At 63.3% G+C, this 19,732-nt stretch carries 14 protein-coding genes; all 14 read right to left on the reverse strand.

The window, feature by feature from the left end; all coding sequences use genetic code 11:
- Positions 1 to 24: 24 nt before the first annotated feature.
- Positions 25 to 543, reverse strand: a complete 519-nt coding sequence (locus tag IEC33019_RS05775; protein WP_070091480.1) for an Hcp family type VI secretion system effector — start codon at positions 541 to 543, stop codon at positions 25 to 27.
- A gap of 143 nt (positions 544 to 686) precedes the next feature.
- On the reverse strand, positions 687 to 3,182 hold the full coding sequence (tssM, locus tag IEC33019_RS05780; RefSeq protein ID WP_070091479.1) for a type VI secretion system membrane subunit TssM: 2,496 nt from the start codon (positions 3,180 to 3,182) through the stop codon (positions 687 to 689).
- A complete protein-coding gene (gene tagF, locus IEC33019_RS05785; protein ID WP_070091478.1) occupies positions 3,179 to 4,087 on the reverse strand; it encodes a type VI secretion system-associated protein TagF in 909 nt (302 codons plus the stop codon). Before tagF ends, tssM begins: the two co-directional genes overlap by 4 nt.
- Positions 4,084 to 7,893: a type VI secretion protein IcmF/TssM N-terminal domain-containing protein gene (locus tag IEC33019_RS05790; RefSeq protein WP_070091477.1), complete on the reverse strand. Its 3,810-nt coding sequence runs from the start codon at positions 7,891 to 7,893 to the stop codon at positions 4,084 to 4,086. Before IEC33019_RS05790 ends, tagF begins: the two co-directional genes overlap by 4 nt.
- 30 nt (positions 7,894 to 7,923) lie before the next feature.
- Positions 7,924 to 8,640 (reverse strand): type IVB secretion system protein IcmH/DotU, encoded by a 717-nt coding sequence (icmH, locus tag IEC33019_RS05795; protein WP_070091476.1) that lies wholly within the window; start codon positions 8,638 to 8,640, stop codon positions 7,924 to 7,926.
- Entirely contained in the window at positions 8,637 to 9,980 is a 1,344-nt protein-coding gene (gene tssK / locus IEC33019_RS05800) for a type VI secretion system baseplate subunit TssK (RefSeq protein ID WP_070091475.1), read from the reverse strand. The genes icmH and tssK overlap by 4 nt, the downstream gene beginning before the upstream one ends.
- On the reverse strand, positions 9,977 to 10,696 hold the full coding sequence (gene tssJ / locus IEC33019_RS05805) for a type VI secretion system lipoprotein TssJ (RefSeq protein WP_099593161.1): 720 nt from the start codon (positions 10,694 to 10,696) through the stop codon (positions 9,977 to 9,979). The genes tssK and tssJ overlap by 4 nt, the downstream gene beginning before the upstream one ends.
- A gap of 24 nt (positions 10,697 to 10,720) precedes the next feature.
- On the reverse strand, positions 10,721 to 13,318 hold the full coding sequence (tssH, locus tag IEC33019_RS05810; protein WP_070091473.1) for a type VI secretion system ATPase TssH: 2,598 nt from the start codon (positions 13,316 to 13,318) through the stop codon (positions 10,721 to 10,723).
- Positions 13,315 to 14,385, reverse strand: a complete 1,071-nt coding sequence (gene tssG, locus IEC33019_RS05815; protein ID WP_070091472.1) for a type VI secretion system baseplate subunit TssG — start codon at positions 14,383 to 14,385, stop codon at positions 13,315 to 13,317. The genes tssH and tssG overlap by 4 nt, the downstream gene beginning before the upstream one ends.
- Positions 14,349 to 16,169 carry a type VI secretion system baseplate subunit TssF gene (gene tssF / locus IEC33019_RS05820; RefSeq protein ID WP_070091471.1) on the reverse strand — a complete coding sequence of 607 codons (1,821 nt, stop codon included), beginning with the start codon at positions 16,167 to 16,169 and terminating at the stop codon, positions 14,349 to 14,351. Before tssF ends, tssG begins: the two co-directional genes overlap by 37 nt.
- Complete coding sequence (gene tssE, locus IEC33019_RS05825) at positions 16,169 to 16,651, reverse strand: type VI secretion system baseplate subunit TssE (protein WP_070091470.1); 483 nt, start codon at positions 16,649 to 16,651, stop codon at positions 16,169 to 16,171. The genes tssF and tssE overlap by 1 nt, the downstream gene beginning before the upstream one ends.
- 26 nt (positions 16,652 to 16,677) lie before the next feature.
- Positions 16,678 to 18,180, reverse strand: a complete 1,503-nt coding sequence (tssC, locus tag IEC33019_RS05830) for a type VI secretion system contractile sheath large subunit (protein ID WP_070091469.1) — start codon at positions 18,178 to 18,180, stop codon at positions 16,678 to 16,680.
- A 14-nt stretch (positions 18,181 to 18,194) separates the two neighbouring features.
- The gene (gene tssB, locus IEC33019_RS05835) at positions 18,195 to 18,728 is read right to left on the reverse strand and encodes a type VI secretion system contractile sheath small subunit (RefSeq protein ID WP_070091490.1); all 534 of its coding nucleotides are present in this window, start codon (positions 18,726 to 18,728) and stop codon (positions 18,195 to 18,197) included.
- 64 nt (positions 18,729 to 18,792) lie between these two features.
- The gene (locus tag IEC33019_RS05840; protein ID WP_070091489.1) at positions 18,793 to 19,542 is read right to left on the reverse strand and encodes a hypothetical protein; all 750 of its coding nucleotides are present in this window, start codon (positions 19,540 to 19,542) and stop codon (positions 18,793 to 18,795) included.
- Positions 19,543 to 19,732 lie beyond the last annotated feature (190 nt).

A 19,732-nucleotide genomic window follows, 5' to 3' on the forward strand; every position in this document is an offset into this window, starting at 1 on the left:
GCACGGCCCATGACAAGCGAACGCTTAGGCGAACACTTTGTTCGCGGTGCGATCCCAGCCACCGACGATGTTGCCGCCAGCCTGGCCGTCGGTACGGTTCTGCTGGGTGTAGGTGGTCTTGATGCGGGCGAAGTTGAAGCTGATTTCTTCGATCGGCAGGTCGCTGACCGCTTTGTCTTCACCGCCTTGATTGCCACCGGCGACGAAGCGGACCGACGACACCACGACTTCTTCCATGTCGATGGTCAGGTAGGTGACCTTGTCACCCCCGGCGCGGTTGACGTTCAGCTTCAGCTTGGCAATGTGCTTGCCGGTGCAGCAGTGTTCGAACAGCTTGGCCGAGGCCTTGTCGACAGCCTTGCGGATCTTGAAGTCGCTCAGTGCCACGCGCTCGGAGGATGCACCGCCCGAGGAGCTGGCGGTCGCCGAGGTGGCCTGGGTGGCGCCGTACTCGTAGCCCAGCACTTCGATCCAGTCCTTGTGTTTTGCATCCAGCACTTCGCCTGGAATGCCGTCGATTTGGATATACGCGTCAAATGCCATTGTGAAACTCTCCATTTACACCATTTAAAGGGGCGCTCATGCATCCCTTCGTTTTGACCTCCCTGAGCGCGTCAGCAGAGGTAGCTTGCCGCCCCCGAGCCTCCTCCTGTGAGGCCCGGGTGACCGGTTCTTGCGGCGCGGCCTCAGTTGAGACCGCGCACCTCGATTTCCACCCGGCGGTTGGGTTCCAGGCACTTGATCAGCTGTGCCCGCGGTTGCTGCAGGTCGCAGTTGACCAGCGGCTTGCGACTGCCTTCGCCCTGGGCTACCACCAGTTCGGCCGGTACGCCCTTGCCGACCAGGTAGGTGCGGATGGTCTGCGCCCGCTGTTTCGAAACTTGCAGATTGCCTTGGGCGTCACCGAGCTGGTCGGCGTGGCCCGAGATGATGATCTTGCCGATATTGGGGGTGTTCAGCAGTTTGCTGGCGATGGCGCTCAGCTGGCTCTGGCCTTCGTTGCGCAGGCTCTGGAAGTCGGCGCGGCCGAACGCGAACAGGGTGTCGGATTCCAGCGTGATGGTCTCGATCGAGCGCAGCGACTGGGCCTGGAGGCTGTCGATGTAGTTGCGTGAACTGGACGTCAGGAAGGCGTTGTCGAGGATGCGCGGCACATCCGGTTCACGGATCTGGTCGCTGTAGAAGGTGATCTGGCGACTGGCGTACAGGTAGTCCTGGTTGCCGCCGGCATCACCCGCGGTCGCGGCCATGCTCTTGCCCGTATGGCGGGCGATGGCCGGGTACCAGTAGTCCGGCAGGCGTGCCTTGAGAAACCCTGGATCGGCCTTCTCGCGTTGGGCAGGTGAGAGCATCACATAGGTGTCCAGAGCTGCCTTGCCGAAGTTGGCGATCGACTGCGGTCGGTTGTCATGGGGCAACGCCTCGGCCTCGACGCTGTCGACACCGCTCACCGGCTGCAACGTCGTGGTGTTGCGCTGGTAGACCTTGAGTGTGGTCAGCAGGTAGAGGGTACGGGTGAGGTTGTCCGCCGTGGGCTTGAGCATCACCTGCTGCAGGGTGGCGAAGTAGCGGGTGCGCAGCAGTGGCTCCACGGCATGGCCTTGGTACAGCCCCAGGCGCAGTCCCAGCGGCACGCCCTGTTGGTGGTGCTGCTGGTAGTAATGGTCGGTCCAGAAACGCAGGCGGTCGAGGCTGCGCCAGGCGGCGTACTGGCCGCTTGCGCTCCTGTCCTCGGCCTTGGCCTGGGCCAGTTCGCTGGCGAGGGTGTCGAGGGTGCTGCGGTTGTTGAGGTATGACCAGCCCCACAGGCTGCACAGTACCAGGCCCGCCAGGCTGGCGGCGCCCACCCAGGCGGCCTTGCGCCGGCGTTCACGTCGGTTGCTGGTGTACAGCGCCACCAGGTGCTGATCGGGAATGATCACCTTGCGGAACAAACTATTGATGAACAGCGGGGCGGTATGGCTGGCGGTGCCGGTTGTGCCTTGGCCCTGCTCGAGCGCGAAGCGCTCCGCGACATGCTGGCCGTGGCTGCCCCACTGGGCCTCGTCGGCTTCCAGCGCGGCGGTGAAGTAGAACCCGCGCAGCAGTTCGGCGTTCTGGTAGGGATTGGCGCGCAGCAGGCTATCGACGAATTGCTGCAGGCGCGGCTTGAGCGCGGCCAGCTCCAGCGGGAAGCGATAGGCGGCGTTGTTCTGCCGGGTGACCAGGATGTCCTGTTGCACCAATTGCTGGTTCGCCACCTGCTGCCAGTAATCGGTCAGCTCATCCATGGCCTTGCCGAAGCGCTGGCCCCAGTCGGCCTGCTCATAGCCTTTATGGGAGAAGGTCTTGCCCATCACCTCGCCGCGGGCGGCATCGTCCAACTGACGATAGAACGGCGTGAAGCCTGGAATCAGGTCGCACTTGGTGAACACCAGGTAGATAGGCAGGCGCACGTCGAGCAGCGCGCAGCTTTCCTGGATGCGTTCGCGCAGGCGTTTGGCCACCCGCTCGCTGTCTTCGATCGATGTGTTGAGGATGTCGGCGATGCTGACGCTGACGATCAGGCCATTGAGCGGCCTGCGCTGGCGGTGCTGACGCAGCAGTTGCAGGAAGCCGCGCCACTTGCCGGCTTCTTCCGGGCTGTTCATATAGCGCCCTGCGGTATCCAGCAGCACGGCTTCGGAACTGAAGAACCAGTCGCAGTTGCGCGTGCCGCCCAGGCCGGCGACCCGAGCGCCTTCACGTTCGGCATAGGGAAAGTTCAGGCCCGATTGCAGGATCATGGTGCTCTTGCCCGCGGCAGGCTGGCCGATCACCAGATACCAGGGCAGGGCATACAGGGCATCCTTGGCGCAAGTGCCTCGTGGCGTATTGCCGTGCAGGCGCTCGATACTCTGCAACAGACGCTCGCGCAGCAGGCTGACCTCCTCACGGTCCGCCGGTGGGGCGTTGAGCACGGCCTGGTCGGCGTCGTCACGCAATAGCCCTTCGAGGTTGTGGTGCTGGCCGACACCACGGTACAGCAGCAATACATAGCCCGCCGACAGCAGCAGAAACACGCCAATGCCCGCCAGCAAGCTGTGCAATGAAGCGAAGCCCAGGGCACGGCCAATGGCCCAGAGCAGGAAGATCACCAGGAAGAAGGCGACGCCCAGCAGGTAGGGTTGGTAGCGCAGGCAGTAGTATTTGATCTTGTTCATACAGGCGTCGCATCCAGCGCATCGACGAACTGGTCGATGATGTGTTCAAGAGGTCGGTCGTAATCGTGTGAGCGGGTTGCAGCCGCCAAAGGGCTGAGCAGATCCAGATGCTCGCGGCTGTCGGCGCTGGCGCTGAGCAGTCGGTAGGCACTGCCGGCGTGACGTGACGGGAAGCAGTACAGCCGTGGGTGCATGAAGTCATCGGCCAGCAGGCTCACTGCCGGCACGTCGTGGCGGGTGCTCATGCGTGTCAGCCACGTCAGCCACAGGTCGGCGGTGGGGTTCTTCAGGCCTCGTTCGGCAGGCAGGGGCAGTTCGATGCCGCCTTCGAAGTCGCCGTGCAGCGATGCCCAGGCCGCTTGCAGCCGTGCCAGCGCGGTGGCGCTGTCGAACATCGGCCACGAGCCGTGCAGCGCACGCGCCACATCGGCGAAGCTGAAATCATGCAGGAACTTGGCATGCACTCGACGGAACAGGTCCAGGTCCTGGGCTTGCAATGGGCGCAGTGCCTTGATGCGTTCGAACACGCTTGCGCGGTCGGCGCCTTGCACCGCCTGGTGCAGCAAGGGTTTGATCTGCGCGCTGAACAGTTCGCCCAGGGTGAACGGGTTGAGCAGCGCTTCACCGTCCTGGCCCTTGAGCAACTGGAAGATCAAGAACGGGTAGCGCCGTTCGCTGGCATCGCGCGAGCTGAGCAGACCGCCCAGCAGCCAGTTGCCCGTGCGCGCACGGTAACTGAAGAAGCACATCGGCAGCGCGTCGAACAACGCCTGCCAGTCTGCACGGTGGCGCATGGCCGCCAGCGAAGACTGCAGCCAGGCGTCGAACTCGCAGACTTCCTCCGCCGCGCCATGCAGGCTGACGAAATCCGCGCTCGACGGTAGCTTGCCGAAGCAGCCGATCATGGTGCGCCCCTGCCGGTTTCATTGAGGGCGCTCAGTGCCTTGACGTCACCCAGGTCGGTCAGCTTGACCCCGCCGAAGTTGCGTACCACCAGGCTGACCCGGCCATTGGCGGTGTTCCAACTGAACCGCTGCTGGATACCGTCGAGGTCCTCGACCCGGGCGCTTTCGTTCATGCGTAGCAGGCCCCAGCGACCAGGAAAGTCGAACACGGTCACACGCGCACCACTCAGGGTGATCACGTCCAGCCGCGCGCCCGGCGCATTGCTGGTGCCCGGCCAGGCGAAGCGGTTCCAGCTGCTGCGGCCGTTGCGGTAATGCTGCTCCTGGCCATCGAGGGTGAACACGATATCGGTGAAGTTGGCTGAGGGCTCAAGCATGATCTCGAAGCCGTTGTCGCGGTCCGACAGGCTGGCGATCACCTGGCCCACGGAGCTTGCCTTGTCGATGCTTCTGAGCATGCCAGGATTGACCAGGGCCGGCGCCTTGCCGTCGCCCAGGCCCAGGCCTTCACCGCCGGAGAGGTTGCCGATTTCGTTTCGCTTGAACGTTGGCAGCAGGCCGCTATCGGGGTCGACGAAGCGCTGCAGGTCTTTGACCGAGGCCTCGTTGCGACTGCCGGTGGCGATGGGGTAGCGGTGCGCCATGACCTGTTCCCAGGGCTTGGCGATCTGCTGTGCCCAGGCCTTGGCAATCTGCTGGCCAGCCGGGTCGCGCAAGGTTTCCCAGGCGTACTGGATGGGCAGGCTGAACAGCCCCTGCAGCGAGCGCGACAGCCCGTCCTGGCTGGTGTCGACGCTGGTTTCCACGTAGTTGCGTACGGTGGTCACTTCGCTCGGTTGGCCTTCCAGGGTTTCGCTGATCAACTGCTTGCTGCTTTTGCCGACATCCTGGGAGCGCTGGATGTTGTTCATGCGCACCTTGAGCTTGCGCAAGGCTGCCAGGTAGCGGTCCATGATGGTGCTGTCGGCGCCTTCGGCGTTGTTTTCGGCGAATACCCGCGAGACCGGCTCGAAGCGCTTGGCCAGGCTGCCGTCATCGATCGCCGGCAGGACGGGGGCGGCAGTGGCCGGTAGGGCGTCCTTGTCGTCGAACAGGCCGCTGACCTTGCTCCAGAAGCCGTCTTGGCGGGCTATGCCTGGGGTCGGGATCTGCTGCTTGACCGGCAGGTCCCACTGGGTGTTGTCGTTGACCGCCGACAGCAGATTCTTCACGGGCGAGTTCTGCACGTCGCTGAGCAGGCCCAACTGCTGGGTGGCCGAGGGCAGGTCGGCGAAGTGGCGCACGCCGACGCTGCTGACCATCTTGTACCAGGCCTGGGTGTAGTCGCGCTTGTAGCGGGTCATGAACTCACGCACGAAATTGGCTTTCTGCACGATGGCGTCGCCGCCTTCGCCGTCCAATACCCAGTCCGATTCGTTACGCAGGTTGCCCGACACCAGCTTGATCAACTCAGGTTTGACGAAGGTTTCCCAGCCTTGACGGGTGTAGATCGCGGGGACGCCAGCGGAACCGTACAGCAAGGCGCGGCCCGGCTGCGGAACCAAATCGTTGAGGCTCAGTACCGGGAACTGGCGGCTGGCGTCGAGTTGCAGGCGCAGGTATTCGCGGTCAACCAGCGAGCTGGAGATCATGAACGACTTGAGGTTCTGCCGGGTTTCGCTGATCAGTTCTTCATTGCGTGGCAACGATGGCGCCTGACCCTGTTCGAGCAGTTGCACGTACAGCGGGGCGTTTTCTGCGATCACCTCTTCACCTGCCGAGCTGCCTTCACGGGCGGCGTTGGCCCAGGCCTGGGGCAGGCTGGCGGCGATGAAGGCCGGGTCCGGGTGGACCTGGGGCTCGGTCAGCAGCAGGTACAGCTTGAGGGTGTTATAGGCCTCGATGATCGACGCCACCTGCTGTTCGTCCAGGCGTCCGAGCATTTCTTCGGACAGCGACAGCCCCCCGGTGGTCGCGGACAGTTCAGCCGCATCGCTGGCGGTGGCCAGGTCGACCTTGGCCGCATAGGTACCGGCGCGGGTCTTGTTCAGCGCGGCCTGAGCCTTGGCGGCCAGCGCCGGCGCAAGGGCCTTGCCGTTACGGCGCTTTGGCGCCGGTGCCGGGGTGAACGCCAGCGCCTGGTTGACACTGCTGGCAAAGGTATTGAAACCACGCATCTGCACTTGCAGGTTGCGGGCGATCGGCTCCAGAGCCTGGCTGCGCAGTTGGGCCAGGTAGGCGGTACGGGTGACCTGATGGATCGCCTCGCCCTGGTACAGGCCTGCGCCCAATTTCAGAGGCACGCCCTGCAGGCGATGGGTCTCCACGGTCGCCATCTGCTGGCGCAGTACCTCCAGGCCCTTGCCCGCAGCCAACAGTTGTTCGCGGTCGCCCGCTTGCTCGATGCTCGCCAGTTGTGCGCGCAGGCTGTCCAGCCATTGGCGGTTTTGGGTGAACGACAGTGTCTGCCAGGCGACGAACAGCACGCCTGCGGTTGCGGCCAGGCCCAGCAGCAGCGGGCTGAACGCGGCCTGGCGGCCCAGGCGCGACTGGTACAGGGTCAGATCGCGGTCGGGGAAGATCACCCGGCGGAAGGTATCGGTGATGAAGTAGCTGCGGTTGCCTTGTGGCTTGCTCGTGGCCTGGGCGCCTTCGTCGTAGGCGGCCTGCAGGGCGAAGTCCTCGGCGATGGCGTCTTCGTAGACGTGGCCCAGTTGCTGCTCGGTCTGCAGTGCGCTGGTGAAGTACAGGCCGCGCAGCAGCAATGGGGCATTGCCGCGATGGCCGCGGATGAAGTGCTCCAGGAACTGCTCGAGCACCCCGCTGAGTTCGGCGAAGTACTGCGGGAAGTTCAGCAGCGTGCTGTCGGCCTCGGCACCAAGGGCGATCATCTGCGCATCGACGTGCTGGCGAACATGGCTCTGCAGGTTCTTCAGACGGGTTTCGAGCACCTTGTGCAGGCCATTGTTGCGGATCTCGGCCAGGCCGAAGGTCATGCCCAGCGGTTGTTGGCGCTCATGCAGGTCGAGGCCTTCGAACGCCTGGTTGAAGCCCGGCAGTTGGTCGGTCTTGCTCAGCATCAGGTAGACCGGCGGGTTGGCATCCAGGCATTCGGCGTATTCCTCTACCCGCGCCACCAGTTGGGCGGCCAGGGCATCGCGCTCGTCAGCGTTGGCGGCGAGCAGTTCGGGTAGGCTGACCACCAGCACCAGCCCGTTGATCGCAGCCTTGCCGCGCTGTTTGCGCAGCATGCGCAGGAAAGCCGAGAATTCGCTCGCCGACTGGTCGTCGTGCAGGTAGCGGCCGGCGGTGTCGATCATCACAGCGTCGGGGCTGAAGTACCAATCACAGTGCTGGGTGCCGCTTTCGCTGTCGCTGGCCGTGGCGATGCTGGCCGACAGGCCCGAGTGGGTCAGCAGCGAGGTCTTGCCGGCCGCCGACATACCGACGACCAGGTACCACGGCAGGTCGGATAGCGCCGCCTTGCCACCACCGCCGGCGGAGCGGTCGGTACGCAACATGGCGATGGCGTGCTTGAGGCGCTCGCGCAACACCTGTTGGTCACGAAATTCGCCGGTGGCGTTCCACGAGCGGTCGACTTCGATCTGCAGCAGGTTTTCAAGATTGTGCTCGGCGCGGATACGCTGGTATTGGCGCAGGACGATCACCAGCAGGAAACAAGCGCTGATGATAGCCAGCGCCTCCGGAACGTGATTGCGCAGCCATGGCACCCATGGCGCGAACAGCCAGCAGATCAACAGGCTCGTCAGCCACAGCAGTGGCAGGAGAATCCAGAAACTCTTCAACAGACGCAGTATCGTTTTCATGTCTTCCTGACTCGGTTACCTGATGTGTGCTCAGGCACTGAACAGCTGGCGGATTTGTTCGGAAAGGGCGGCGACGTCCTTGTCCAGCAACCAGTCGAGCGTCAGGTACACCCCGACGCAGACCAGTGCGATCAACGCCAGGTACACCCACAGCGGCACCTCGTGGCGCAGCATCTGCGACACCTGGTCCGGCAGGGCCCAGTCCGGCGACAGGGTTTTCGGTGGCTTGCGGTAACGCGAAATGTCCTGGCCCAGCGTGTTGGCCAGGTAGCGCAGTTGGTCTTTCTGGCCGACGCTGAACTTGCCCTCGAAGCCCAGGGCCAGGCACAGGTGATAGACCTCGAGTACGTCGAGGTTCTGTTTGACGTCGGCACGCAGCGCGTCGATTTTCTCGAAGAACCCTTCGCCGGCCAGGTGCACACCGAAGTAGCGGAACTGCAGCGGTTGCAGTTCGAAGTGCCGGCGCAGCTCGTTGTCGCCCGAGCGCAGCACGCTTTCATCGAGGAATGCGCACAGGGCGTATTGGGTGTCCTTGACCTGTTCGACACTGTAATTGGCGGCGCGCGCTTCACGCTCGAGGAGGGTGAAGAAGCGCTCGACGCTGTCCTCGAACGCCTGCACCGACGTGACCTGGCGACCACGGCGCACGATCAGCGCCATGCTGATAAAGTCCCGGACCAGGTCCTTGAGGGTCGACGTGTCGTGGGCGGCCGCGATGGCGCCCTGCTGCAGTACGGCTTCGGTCATTTGAGCACCGCCATCAGTTCGAGCTTGAGGTTGGTAAAGGCGCTGGGCGCATAGAAGCAGACGGTCTGGGCGCTAATCATTCGCTCATAGACAGGGCCGTGTGGCTCGATGGCGAAGTACTGGTTGTCCAGCCGAACCGGAATCGCGTTGGGCAGCCGCGCAGCATGATTGAGGGTGACACCTGGCATGGCACTGTTGACCACCACTTCGATGTCTTCCGGCGAGCCGACCTTGAAGGCTCTGGGCACCAGCTCCAGCAGGCTGGCGCCGGGCATGTCGGCATGCACCGAAATGTAGAAGTCGGCCTCGGCCAGGCGTGGGTCGTGCAGTTGGCCCTGCCAGTAGGACGGCTTGGTCTGGGTGAGGTTGATGACGATGCATTGGTTGGGCACGACGTTGTCGAGCATCACCCGGATCATCTCGTCGAGCTTGACCAGCGAGGCCGCAGGGTCGTGGTGGTCGTACTCGGGGAGGTCGCTGAGTTGGGTGTCCAGGGTAAAGGTCAGCAGGCCGCCGGCCAGATCGGCGAGGAACAGGTACAGGCGCTCGGGGTGCAGGCGTGGATGAGCCAGCAGGTGGGCCAGTTGCGGGTGGGCGCGGTTGACCGTGTTGAGCAGCCAGAACAGGGTGACGTCGCTGGAGCCGAACTCGGCGATCTGGTCGGCACGTTCACGGCGCCGCCCCGACAGCGCCTTGCTCTTGGCCTGCAGAGCTCCGAGCAGGCGTTTGCCGATGCCTGCCAGGGTTTCATGATTGCCCAGGTGCAGGGTCGGGTGGACGAAGTGCGGGTCGAGATTGAAACCGCCCATGCTGTTGCGGGTCAGCTTGGCCAGTGGGCAATGGCTGTAGCCATCGAGGCTGTCGCCATCGACCAGCAGCACCACATTCAGGCGCAGGCTGGTGATTTCGTTTTCCAGCTCGCCTTCGTTGAGGTCGGGCAGGGTGTCGAATTGCTTGCGAAAGCGCCGCGCGGCCTTGTGCTCCTGGCCGTCCTCGACATAGTTGAGGCCGAACGGCTCGGGGAGCTTGAGCGCCGCGTAGACCTTCAGGTCATTGGCCTTGAGCAGGTCCTTGAGGTCGCGGGCTGCCGGCAGCGGGTCGTGCTGCGGCGCGTCGTACAGGCTGCCGTCGGGGAACACCAGCTTCAGGCGCTTGAGTTGCAGCGAGCCGTTGGCCAGGGCGTCCTCGTCCACCTGCAATGCTTGCACGCCCCAGTGGAAGGGGGTGACGCGCAGGGTCGCCTCGGCCAACTGGTGCTGGTGGAACTCATCCTGGTACTGGAAGTGCTGGGGCAGCAGGAACATACCTTCCGACCACATCACCCGGCTCTGCTTGCTCATTTGACGCTATCCACTAAAGAGTTGAAGGTTGAATCCATGGCGTTGCGCGCCGACTGGCCTGCGGCATCGCTGGCCTTGTCGATCACCGCGTCCTGCACTTTGTCGGTAAAGGTCGGTGGTGCGTCCTTGCGCTGCGCGGCGGCCAGTTGCTCGGCAGTGGGCGGTTTGTTCAGCACATCCACGCCACGCATGGCGGTGATCGCGGTGTTGTCCACCAGGATCCGCAGGCCGTCGGAGGAGAACCAGATGCCGTCCTTGCGCAACGAGTTGGCGTCGAAGGCGACCTTCCAGCGGGCGTCTTGTTCATCGCGGAAGAACGCCGCCACGCCCACGTAACGGGCGCTCTTGGCCAGCGGCCACTGGTCGATCTGGCCCATGCCCGGCAGCAGGGTGATCTCGCGGGCCTCCACCAGGGTGTTGCCCAAGGCTTTTCCCGGTGCATCCCAAAGGGTGTCGGCATCGGCCGAGGCGAAGCGTTCGAGGTCGGTCAACTGGTACACGCGCATCACCACCGACAATGGCTTGCCATCGGCACCGGGGTTGAGTTCGTTACCGCCATCGGAGGTCAGGATCACCTTTTCGCTGTCGGCCAGCATGTCGGCTGCCCAGCTGTCCTCCATGCGCTTGCCGATCCGGTCGGTGACCCCGCAGCCAGCGAGCGTCAGCAGCAGGGCCGCGACGGTCAGGCGCTTGAGGGCGGTGTGGTTGTGTTGCATGACGGCTAAACCTCCGGGGACTCGTCAGGCCAGGCGATAGGCAAAATCGCCATCGCTGCCCAGTTCGATCTCGACACGTGTGATCGGCGTGTCCTGGGCCATGCGCTCGAGCACGTGCTGGGCGAGCTCAGGCATCAGGGTTTGGGACAGGATGTTGTCGATGTTGCGCGCACCGCTGTCGACTTCGGTGCAGCGTGCGGCGATGGCCTTGACCAATGCCGGCTCGTAACTGAGCTCGGCCTGATGGTTGCGGGCAATGCGTTTGGCGATGCGGTCGAGCTTGAGGGCGACGATGCGTTCGAGGATCTGGTCCTGCACCGGATAGAACGGCACGATGTTCAGGCGGCCGAGGAACGCGGGCTTGAACACCCGGTTGAGCTCGTCACGCAGGCTGTCGACGATGGCCTCGGGCGTGGGCAACTGCGTGGCGTTCAGGCAGGTCTGCATGATCCGTTCGGTGCCGGTGTTGGAGGTGAGGATGATCACCGTGTTGCGGAAGTTGATCTCGCGGCCTTCACCGTCGTCCAGCACGCCTTTGTCGAACACCTGGAAGAACAGCTCGAGCACGTCGGGGTGGGCTTTTTCCACCTCGTCGAGCAACACCACGCTGTATGGCTTGCGGCGTACGGCCTCGGTCAGCACGCCGCCTTCGCCGTAGCCGACGTAGCCCGGTGGTGAGCCCTTGAGGCTCGAGACGGTGTGGGCTTCCTGGTACTCGGACATATTGATGGTGATCAGGTTGCGCTCACCCCCATACAAGGTATCGGCCAGGGCCAGGGCGGTTTCGGTCTTGCCGACGCCGCTCGGGCCGAGCAGCAGGAACACGCCGATCGGCTTGTTCGGGTCTTCCATGCGTGCCCGGGAGATTTTGATGCGCTTGCCGATCTCCTGCAGGGCGTGATCCTGGCCCAACACGCGCTCACCGAGCAGGGCGGGCAGACGCTGCACGGTGTCGATTTCGTCACGCAGCATCTTGCCCAATGGGATACCGGTCCAGCCGCTGATGACCTGGGCGATGGCGCCGCTGTCGACCAAGGCATGGACCAAGGGCTGGTCGCCTTGCACGCGGACGAGCTCGGCGCGCAGGGCGTTGAGCTGCTGGGCATCGGCGTCGTTGGCGGCATCCAGGGCCTTGAGCTGCTCGACCAGGGCCAGCTCTTGCTGCCACTGCTCGTTCAGTTGTTGTTCGTGTTGCTGCTCGGTCTTGAGTGCGGCCTGCAGCTCGCCCAGGCGGCGGATATGGTCGTGGCCCTTGCCGGCTTCGTGGTCGAGCACGGCGATTTCGGCTTGCAGGTTGTCGATGTGCCGGCGGCAGTCCTCCAGCGCACCGGGCTGCGACGATTGCGCCAGGGCAATACGTGCGCAAGCGGTGTCCAACACGCTGACCGCCTTGTCGGGCAACTGGCGACCAGTGATGTAGCGATTGGACAGGCGCACGGCCTGCACCAGCGCTTCGTCCATCACCGCCACCTTGTGGTGGTCGCGCATCTTGCCAAGCAGGCCACGCAGCATGTGAATGGCTTTGTCTTCGTCAGGCTCTTCGACCTTGACCACCTGGAAGCGGCGGGCGAGGGCGGCGTCTTTTTCGAAGTACTTCTTGTATTCGGCCCAGGTGGTGGCGGCGATGGTACGCAGTTCGCCACGGGCCAATGCTGGCTTGAGCAGGTTGGCGGCGTCGTTCTGTCCGGCCTGGCCACCGGAGCCGATCAGGGTATGGGCTTCGTCGATGAACAGGATGATCGGATGCAAGCTGCGCTTGACCTCCTCGATCACCGCCTTGAGACGGTTCTCGAATTCGCCCTTGACCCCGGCACCGGCCTGCAGCAGGCCCAGGTCGAGGGTGTGCAGGGCGACGTCCTTGAGCACGGCGGGAACGTCACCTTGCGCGATACGCAGGGCCAGGCCTTCGACCACGGCTGTTTTACCGACGCCAGCCTCTCCGGTGAGGATCGGGTTGTTCTGGCGGCGACGGGTGAGGATGTCGACCATCTGCCGCACTTCGAACTCACGGCCCAGCACCGGGTCGATGCGGCCTTCGCGGGCGCTCTGGGTGAGGTTGACGGTGTACTGGTCCAGCGCCGGGGTCTTGCCTGCGGCCTTGGTGCCGCTGCCCACCGGAACTGCCGGGCTGGCCAGTGGGCTGGCCTGCCTGGACTCGGCACTGCCTTCGACCAGGGCAGAGAGGTTCAGACGCAGGTCGTCGGCGTTGATCTTCTCCAGCTCCGGCGCCGAAGCGATGATCACTCGGCGCAGCTCGGCGTCATCGAGCAACGCCTGCAGCAGATGAGCGCTGCGCACCTGGCCGACGCCGTATTCGATCGAGGCGAGCAGCCAGGCCTGTTCGATCATGCGGGTGATATGCGGCGACAGCGCTGGCGTGCGCGTGTTGCCTTTCTTGAACGTGCCCAGGGCGGTGACCAGTTGCGCCTGCAGGCGCTCGGCGACCACGTCGTAGTGACGCAGGATCGGCGCCAGGTCGCTGTCGCTGTTGTCGAGCAATTGCAGCAGCAGGTGCTCCACCTCGACATCATAGTGATGCTCCGACAGGCACAGGGCCGCCGCGCTTTCAGTGGCCATGCGGCTGGTTTCGTTGAGCTTGGCGAACAGAGACTTCAGGTTCACAAGGCGACCCCATCGTAAGGAATGTGGAAGACGGCGCAACGCGAGGGTTCCGCGTCACGGCCAGGGCGTTTGAGCCAGCCCAGCCAGCCCAGGGCGACGTTGCCGCTGCGCCCGAGTTGTGCTCGGGGCACGGCCTCGCGTTTGAGGCGCGGGGCGATTTCGAAGTCGAGCTCGGCACCTATATAGAAGCGCACCAGCTCGACCAGCTTGCGGTAGTCCTCGGTGCCGGGCTGGAAGCGCTGGTAGTCGGCCAATGCCAATGGGCCCAGCTCGATGCGAATGCACGATTGGTAGTCCCACACTCGCTTGCCGGCCACGGCGCTATGGCCCAGTTGCGCATTCTTGCGGCCAAGCTGGGTGCACTGTTCGGGCTGAAGGTTCAGCCAGCGCCCGGCGAACTGCTTGACCTTGATCGGCAACGAGAAATAGAAGCTCAGCATCGCTTCAAGGTTGAGGGCATTGCGTGGTTTCTGGCTGAGCAGCCCGGCGAAGTAGCTGAACAGCTCGCGGCTCAGCGCCGACGGCTGCTGCTCGAACTTCAGTTGCTGCGCCCGTGGGCCCAAGCCCACCAGGTTGAGCAGGTAGCCATCGAAGCCCGATGTACCATTGCGCTCGTGCTCGATATGGAACTTGTATTTTTGCCAGGCCTCGTAGAACAGCGTGGTCATGCGATGCGAGAAGATGTCCAGAAACGCATGGGCGGCATCGTCCCGGTACTGCACGTGACGCTCGAGCAACAGTTCGGTGTAGGGGCGCGGCAACACGCCCGACGGGCCGACCAGGCCCATGAAGGTGACTCGGATTTCCGAAAGCGGCAACCCGGCCGGCGATACCTTGCCGTCGCGCTCGAAGTGCAGGTCGCTGACCTCGCTGGCCGGGAACGCCAGGGACAGCTCGGTACGAAAGCGCAGCGGGTCTTCGTGCGGCCGGGTCGCCAGGTCCATGCGGCCGGTACGGCTGTAATGCAGGCGGAGCAGGCGCACCAATTGAAAGAATTCGAATCGGTGCGGCTCGGCTCTGGCTTGATCGATCAGACCAGGGGCTGATCGCCAGTACGTGCTGGCCATTGGACGACTCTCTTTTCTCGTTGTTGGGTACGCAGGGTCAGTTGGGTGAAGCTGTTCATTGAGCAGTACTGGCCGAAGAAGTGATCCAGCACCATGCCGAACAGGAATACGCCGCTACCGGTGAACTGGCTTTCATCGAAGGTCAGGGTGATGCCGACGCCGCGCACGAAGTTCGGCCGCGGATGACCGATACGGGCGACGACTGGCTCGCTGCTGATGGCCTTGATGCCGTTGATCTGTTTGCGGATGGCCGAGACGTTGCGGTAGTTGTACAGCGACAGCAGCTCGAGCAGCACTTCACGCCCTTGGCTCACCAGCGACAGGTGGTTGAGCGACAAGTGTGCGATCAGACGCCAGATCAGGCCCTTGCCCAGGGGCACGCGCACCGTGGCGGTCGGCTTGCGCAGGCAGCGGATGTCCTTGATCACCGAATTGGCCGGGATGTTGAAGTCCCCGCGTTCGCCGCCGAACGGCAGCATCAGCGGTACATCGCGGTTGCTGCAGGTGAGGCCGATGCTCAGGGTGTCGCTGTTGCCGTCGATCAGCTCCAGGTCGCGGTCGACCACACGTATGCTCATGGCCGTGGCATCACCCTGGTTGCGCCGACGGGCGATCCAGAAACTGGTGTGTGGGTCCTGTTCGCCACGGGGCTCGAAAAATGGCTGGCAGGTGCCGACCTGGTCGATGCCACCGAGCTTGCGCACGCGTCGTACGCGATCGATCGACACCACTTCGGCTGCGTTGTGCAGGCGGATGTCCGGGGTGACCGGGTATTCGTGCTGGGTGTGGGTGAGCTTGATCGGCTCGGCCTGCTGGCGGAACAGGTTGATGATCGGTGTGCAGTTGAGCTTGAAGTTGTTGCGCCCGATGTTCTGGGTCAGCCGCGCCAGGCGCTCGCTCAGGTCGTAATCGGAAAAGTAGAAACTGATCTCGACCTGCTCGACGGCTTTGCCCTGCAGGATGCGCGCAAAACCGCTGAGGTCGAAGAACATGAACTTGTCGGGAAAGGTGAAGTATTCGTGCAGTAGGCGGTAGCCCAGGAACGAGCGCTCGGAGTAGTCCACCAGGCCTTCATCGTGGGCATAGCCCACGGCCTTCAAGGCATCGGCTGGCAGGGTCACTTCGCGGCTGCGGCCTTCGTCCTGAAAACGCAAGGTGGCCTTGGCCAGGTTGTTGAACAGCAGCTCGTAGAGCTGCAGCATCAGGGTCGCTTCACCGTCGAGGAAGAACCGCAGGCGGTCGATTTCCATCTGGCCGAACAGGGCATCGCTGGTGGCTTCCAGGCCGATGCGCAGGCGTGCCACCAAGTCGGCACTGTGGCCGTTGAATGCCGAGCGTTCCATTTCGGCGAACGACGCCTGTTGCACGGCGATCGGCCACAGCTCCACCGGGTAGCAGGTGCGGAACTTGCACACCACGCCTTCCACGGCATTGGCATGCATCTCGGTGTGGCGTGCCACGCGGTAGGCTTCGGTGACTTTCTCCTGCTTGCCCAGGCTCATCTCGGCGATCGACATCGACGGGGTAGGGCGCAGGTAGTGCGGGTACAGCACCTCGAGGAAGGACTCGACGATTTCTGGAAACTCGTCATCGAGTTTTTTGTGCACCCGTGCGGACAGGAACGAGAACGCCTCGATCAGACGCTCGGTGTGCGGGTCTTCGCAGTTGTCGCCTTCGATCAGCAGCCGCGAAGCGATCTTCGGGTACTGCGCGGCGAACTCCTGGCCGAGGAAGCGCAGGTGCGACAGTTCCTTTTCGTAGTAGGGCAGCAATTCGTCGAGCATTAGTTGAGGTTCTGCACTTTGTATTCCTGGGTGTTGACCTGCAGTACGGCGTCGAACGACACCTGCCGGCTGATGTCCTGCAGACGCAACACGGCGTCCACGCGGAAGGTCAACATGCGGTGGCCGTTCTGCTGGGCCAACAGCTGTACACGAACCCGGCGAAAACGTCGGTCGCCGGTAGTGATCGCCCGCTCCAGCTGTTGCTGGATGAGCCGGCGATCATGGGGGTCGAGCACGCTGCGGCTGATGAAGTCGGGCATGCCGTATTCAAGGATGGAACCACCGAGTTGCTTGAAGCCCTCAAGCTCCTCTGCGACCAGGCATTGGCGTGTGTTCACCAGTACTTCAAGATCGCGGACGATGCTCGCCTTGTACTCGGCCAGCGAACAGGTGCGCTGAACGGCTGGCTCGGCCGACTGGTGAGGACGGTCGTCCAGCAGTCGGTCGAGCAGCGAGGGCAGCAGGCGGGCCTGGTTACTCATGTGTCATCCCTGTACACATGGGCTGGTCAGCCGCGGGCGCCTTGCGGCAGCTCGGCGACCAGCCGCAGCGAGGCAGTCAGCTCATCCAGTTGGTAGTGCGGACGCAGGTAGGTCACGGCTTTGTACACGCCTGGCTTGCCAGGGACTTCGAACACCTCGGCGCGGGCTTCGCGTAGCGGGTACTTGGCCTTGGCCTCTTGGCTGGCGGTGTCGTCGAGCAGCACATAGCTGGCCAGCCACTGATTGAGGAAGCGTTCGACGTCCATGCGCGAGGCGAAGCTGCCGATCTTGTCGCGCATGATCGCTTTCATGTAGTGGGCGATGCGCGAGGTGGCGAAGATGTATTGCAGTTGCGCCGACAGACGCGCGTTGGCGTTGGCGATGTCGGTGTTGTACTGCTTCTGCTTCTGGGCCGACTGGGTGCCGAAGAACGCGGCGTAGTCGGTGCCCTTGCAGTGCACCAGCGGGATGAAGCCCAGGTCCGACAGCTCTTTTTCACGGCGGTCGGTGATGGCGATTTCGGTGGGGCACTTGAGGGCGATTTCACCGTCGTCGGTCTTGAAGGTATGGGTCGGCAGGCCTTCGACCAGGCCGCCACCTTCCACGCCGCGAATGGCCACGCACCAGCCATAGCGGGCGAATGCGTCGGTGACACGGGTGCCGAGCGCGTAGGCGGCGTTCATCCACAGGTACTTGTTGTGGTCGCGACCGTCGACGCTTTCGACGAAGTTGAATTCTTCCACCGGGGTCGTGTCCGGACCATAGGGCAGGCGACCGAGCACGTGGGGCAGGGTCAGGCCGACGTAGCGCGAGTCTTCCGAAGCGCGGAACGACTTCCACTTGGCGTACTCGACGGTGTCGAAGATCTTCGCCAGGTCGCGCGGGCCGGACATCTCGGTGAACGAGTCCCAGCCGAACAGTTCGGGCGAAGCCGCTGAAATGAACGGCGCGTGGGCCGCGGCGGCGACGTGCGAGATCTCTTCGAGCAGGTACATGTCTTCGGGGTTGCGCTTGAACTCGTAGTCGCCGATCAGCATGCCGAACGGGGCGCCACCGAAGGTGCCGTACTCTTCTTCGTAGACTTTCTTGAACAGCGCGCTCTGGTCGAACTCGCTGGCGGCCTTGAGGTCGCGCACCAGGTCCTTCTTAGAGGCGTTGAGCAGGTGGATCTTCAGGGTGGTGCTGGTCTCGGTCTGGTCGACCTGGTATTTCAGGCCCCGCCAGGAGGCTTCCAACTGTTGGAATTCGCGGGCGTGCATGATCTCGTTCATCTGCTCGGAGAGCATCGAATCGATTTCGGCGATGCGTGCATCGAGCACGGCGATCAGGTCCTTGCTCGGGGTCATCTCGCCTTCGAGCACCTGGTTGACCAGCTCGCCGATCAGGTCACGGGTGCGGTTGCGCTCGGTGTCGGAGCGGGCCACGCGGCTTTGCGAAATGATGCTGTCGAGCAGGGAGGCCTGAGGGGCGAAGGATTCCACCTCGACCAGGTCGGTATCCTGTTGGGGCAGTGCTTGCTTGTCGGTCATCGTCTGGCTCCTGCTTACTCATTGCCATCGGCGGCGGGGACGGCGGCTTCGCGACCGAATTCCTTGCCCAGTGTTTTCAGCTTCTCGGTGTTTTGCAGCACGTCCATCAGCAATTCTTCGAGTTTGTCGTTGCCGCCCATCTTGTTGCGCAGGTCCGCCAGCTTGTTGCGCACCTCCAGCAGCTTGCGCAGCGGCTCGACCTGCTTGACCACGTTCTGTGGCTCGAAGTCTTCCAGGCTGTTGAAGTTCAGCTCCACGCCCAGTTGGGTGCCGTTCTTGGCCAGGGTGTTGTCGACGCGATAGGTCAGGCGCGGCTTGATGCCTTTGAGCACGCCGTTGAAGTTGTCGCGGTCGATGAACACGAACTTGCGGTCCTTGAGCTTTGGCAGCGGTTCCAGCGGGTTGCCGGAGAAGTCGCCTAGCACGCCGACGACAAAGGGCAGTTCCTTTTTCTCGATCGCATCGCCGATGTCCACGTCATAGGTGATGTGGACCCGAGGCGCGCGAACGCGGTCGAGTTTGTGCTGGGTGCTTTCCTTCTTCGCCATCGTGTTCTCCAATGCGAGCAATTCGCTGCGAATCATTGCGCGGCCCGCGAGCGGGCGCTGCGCGTTACAGTCCTTCGATCGTCAACAGCAGGCGCTGACGGATTTCGTCGTTCATTTCCAGGATGTTGTCGCGGCCCACCAGTTCTTCGAAGCTGGTGTTGCCGGCAATCTGCGTGCTGCTACGGATGACCGAATCGTCGGGAAGTTCCGAGCGCACCGGCGAGCTGATGACGCAGAAGGGCAAATCGCCGAAGCCTTTGAGGCGTTCGAAGCTCAGGCCGTAGCGCAGGCCGTCGAACAACCGCCCCAGGCCAGGCGATTTGCTCAGGCAGTAGAACAACACCAGGTAGTGCACCACGAAGCGGTACAGCTCGGCGCTGCTGCGGTTGGGGTCTTTGATGACGGCGCGAAAACGCGACAGTTCGAACCCCTGGAAGCCAACGATCCAGCGCACAGGGCTGGTGATTCGAATGACCTGGCCGCTCTGCTCGAGGATCTTGTCGTATTCCAGTGGGAAGAGTTCGGGGGTGGTGCTGATCAGGTTGAGCGGCACTTCAAGCTCGCTGACCAGTTGGAATGGGGAGGCCGAGCCGATGCGCTCGTAGAGTTCGATGAGCGACTGGAAGTGGCCTTGGGTTTCGCGCCCGCTGCTGCGTTGCGCCCCCTGCAGGTACTCGCCGAACAGGATCTGTGGACGGATCAAGGGCGTCACGGTGGCGAGGTAATCTGCCGCTTGCGCCCTCAGCGCATCGGAGATCGCTCGCGTCTGGCTACGCAGCTTGATCAGTGCTTCGACATCGAATGTCTGTGTCATCGGTGCATCGTCCATGTGCCTGCTTTTCGTCCTGAACCGCCAATGGCGAGGACCTGAAATCGCGCCTCTCGGCTGCAGCGAAAATACGTGCTGGCACATGAATATCGAGTTGCCAGCAATGCCGAGTAGGGCACCTCGCTGTAAAGGAAGTTCCGGCGAGGGACGGGATTTTTTCCTCGTTTTGTGATGC

The sequence above is a fragment of the Pseudomonas putida genome (assembly GCF_002741075.1).
Taxonomy (GTDB): Bacteria; Pseudomonadota; Gammaproteobacteria; order Pseudomonadales; family Pseudomonadaceae; genus Aquipseudomonas; species Aquipseudomonas putida_T.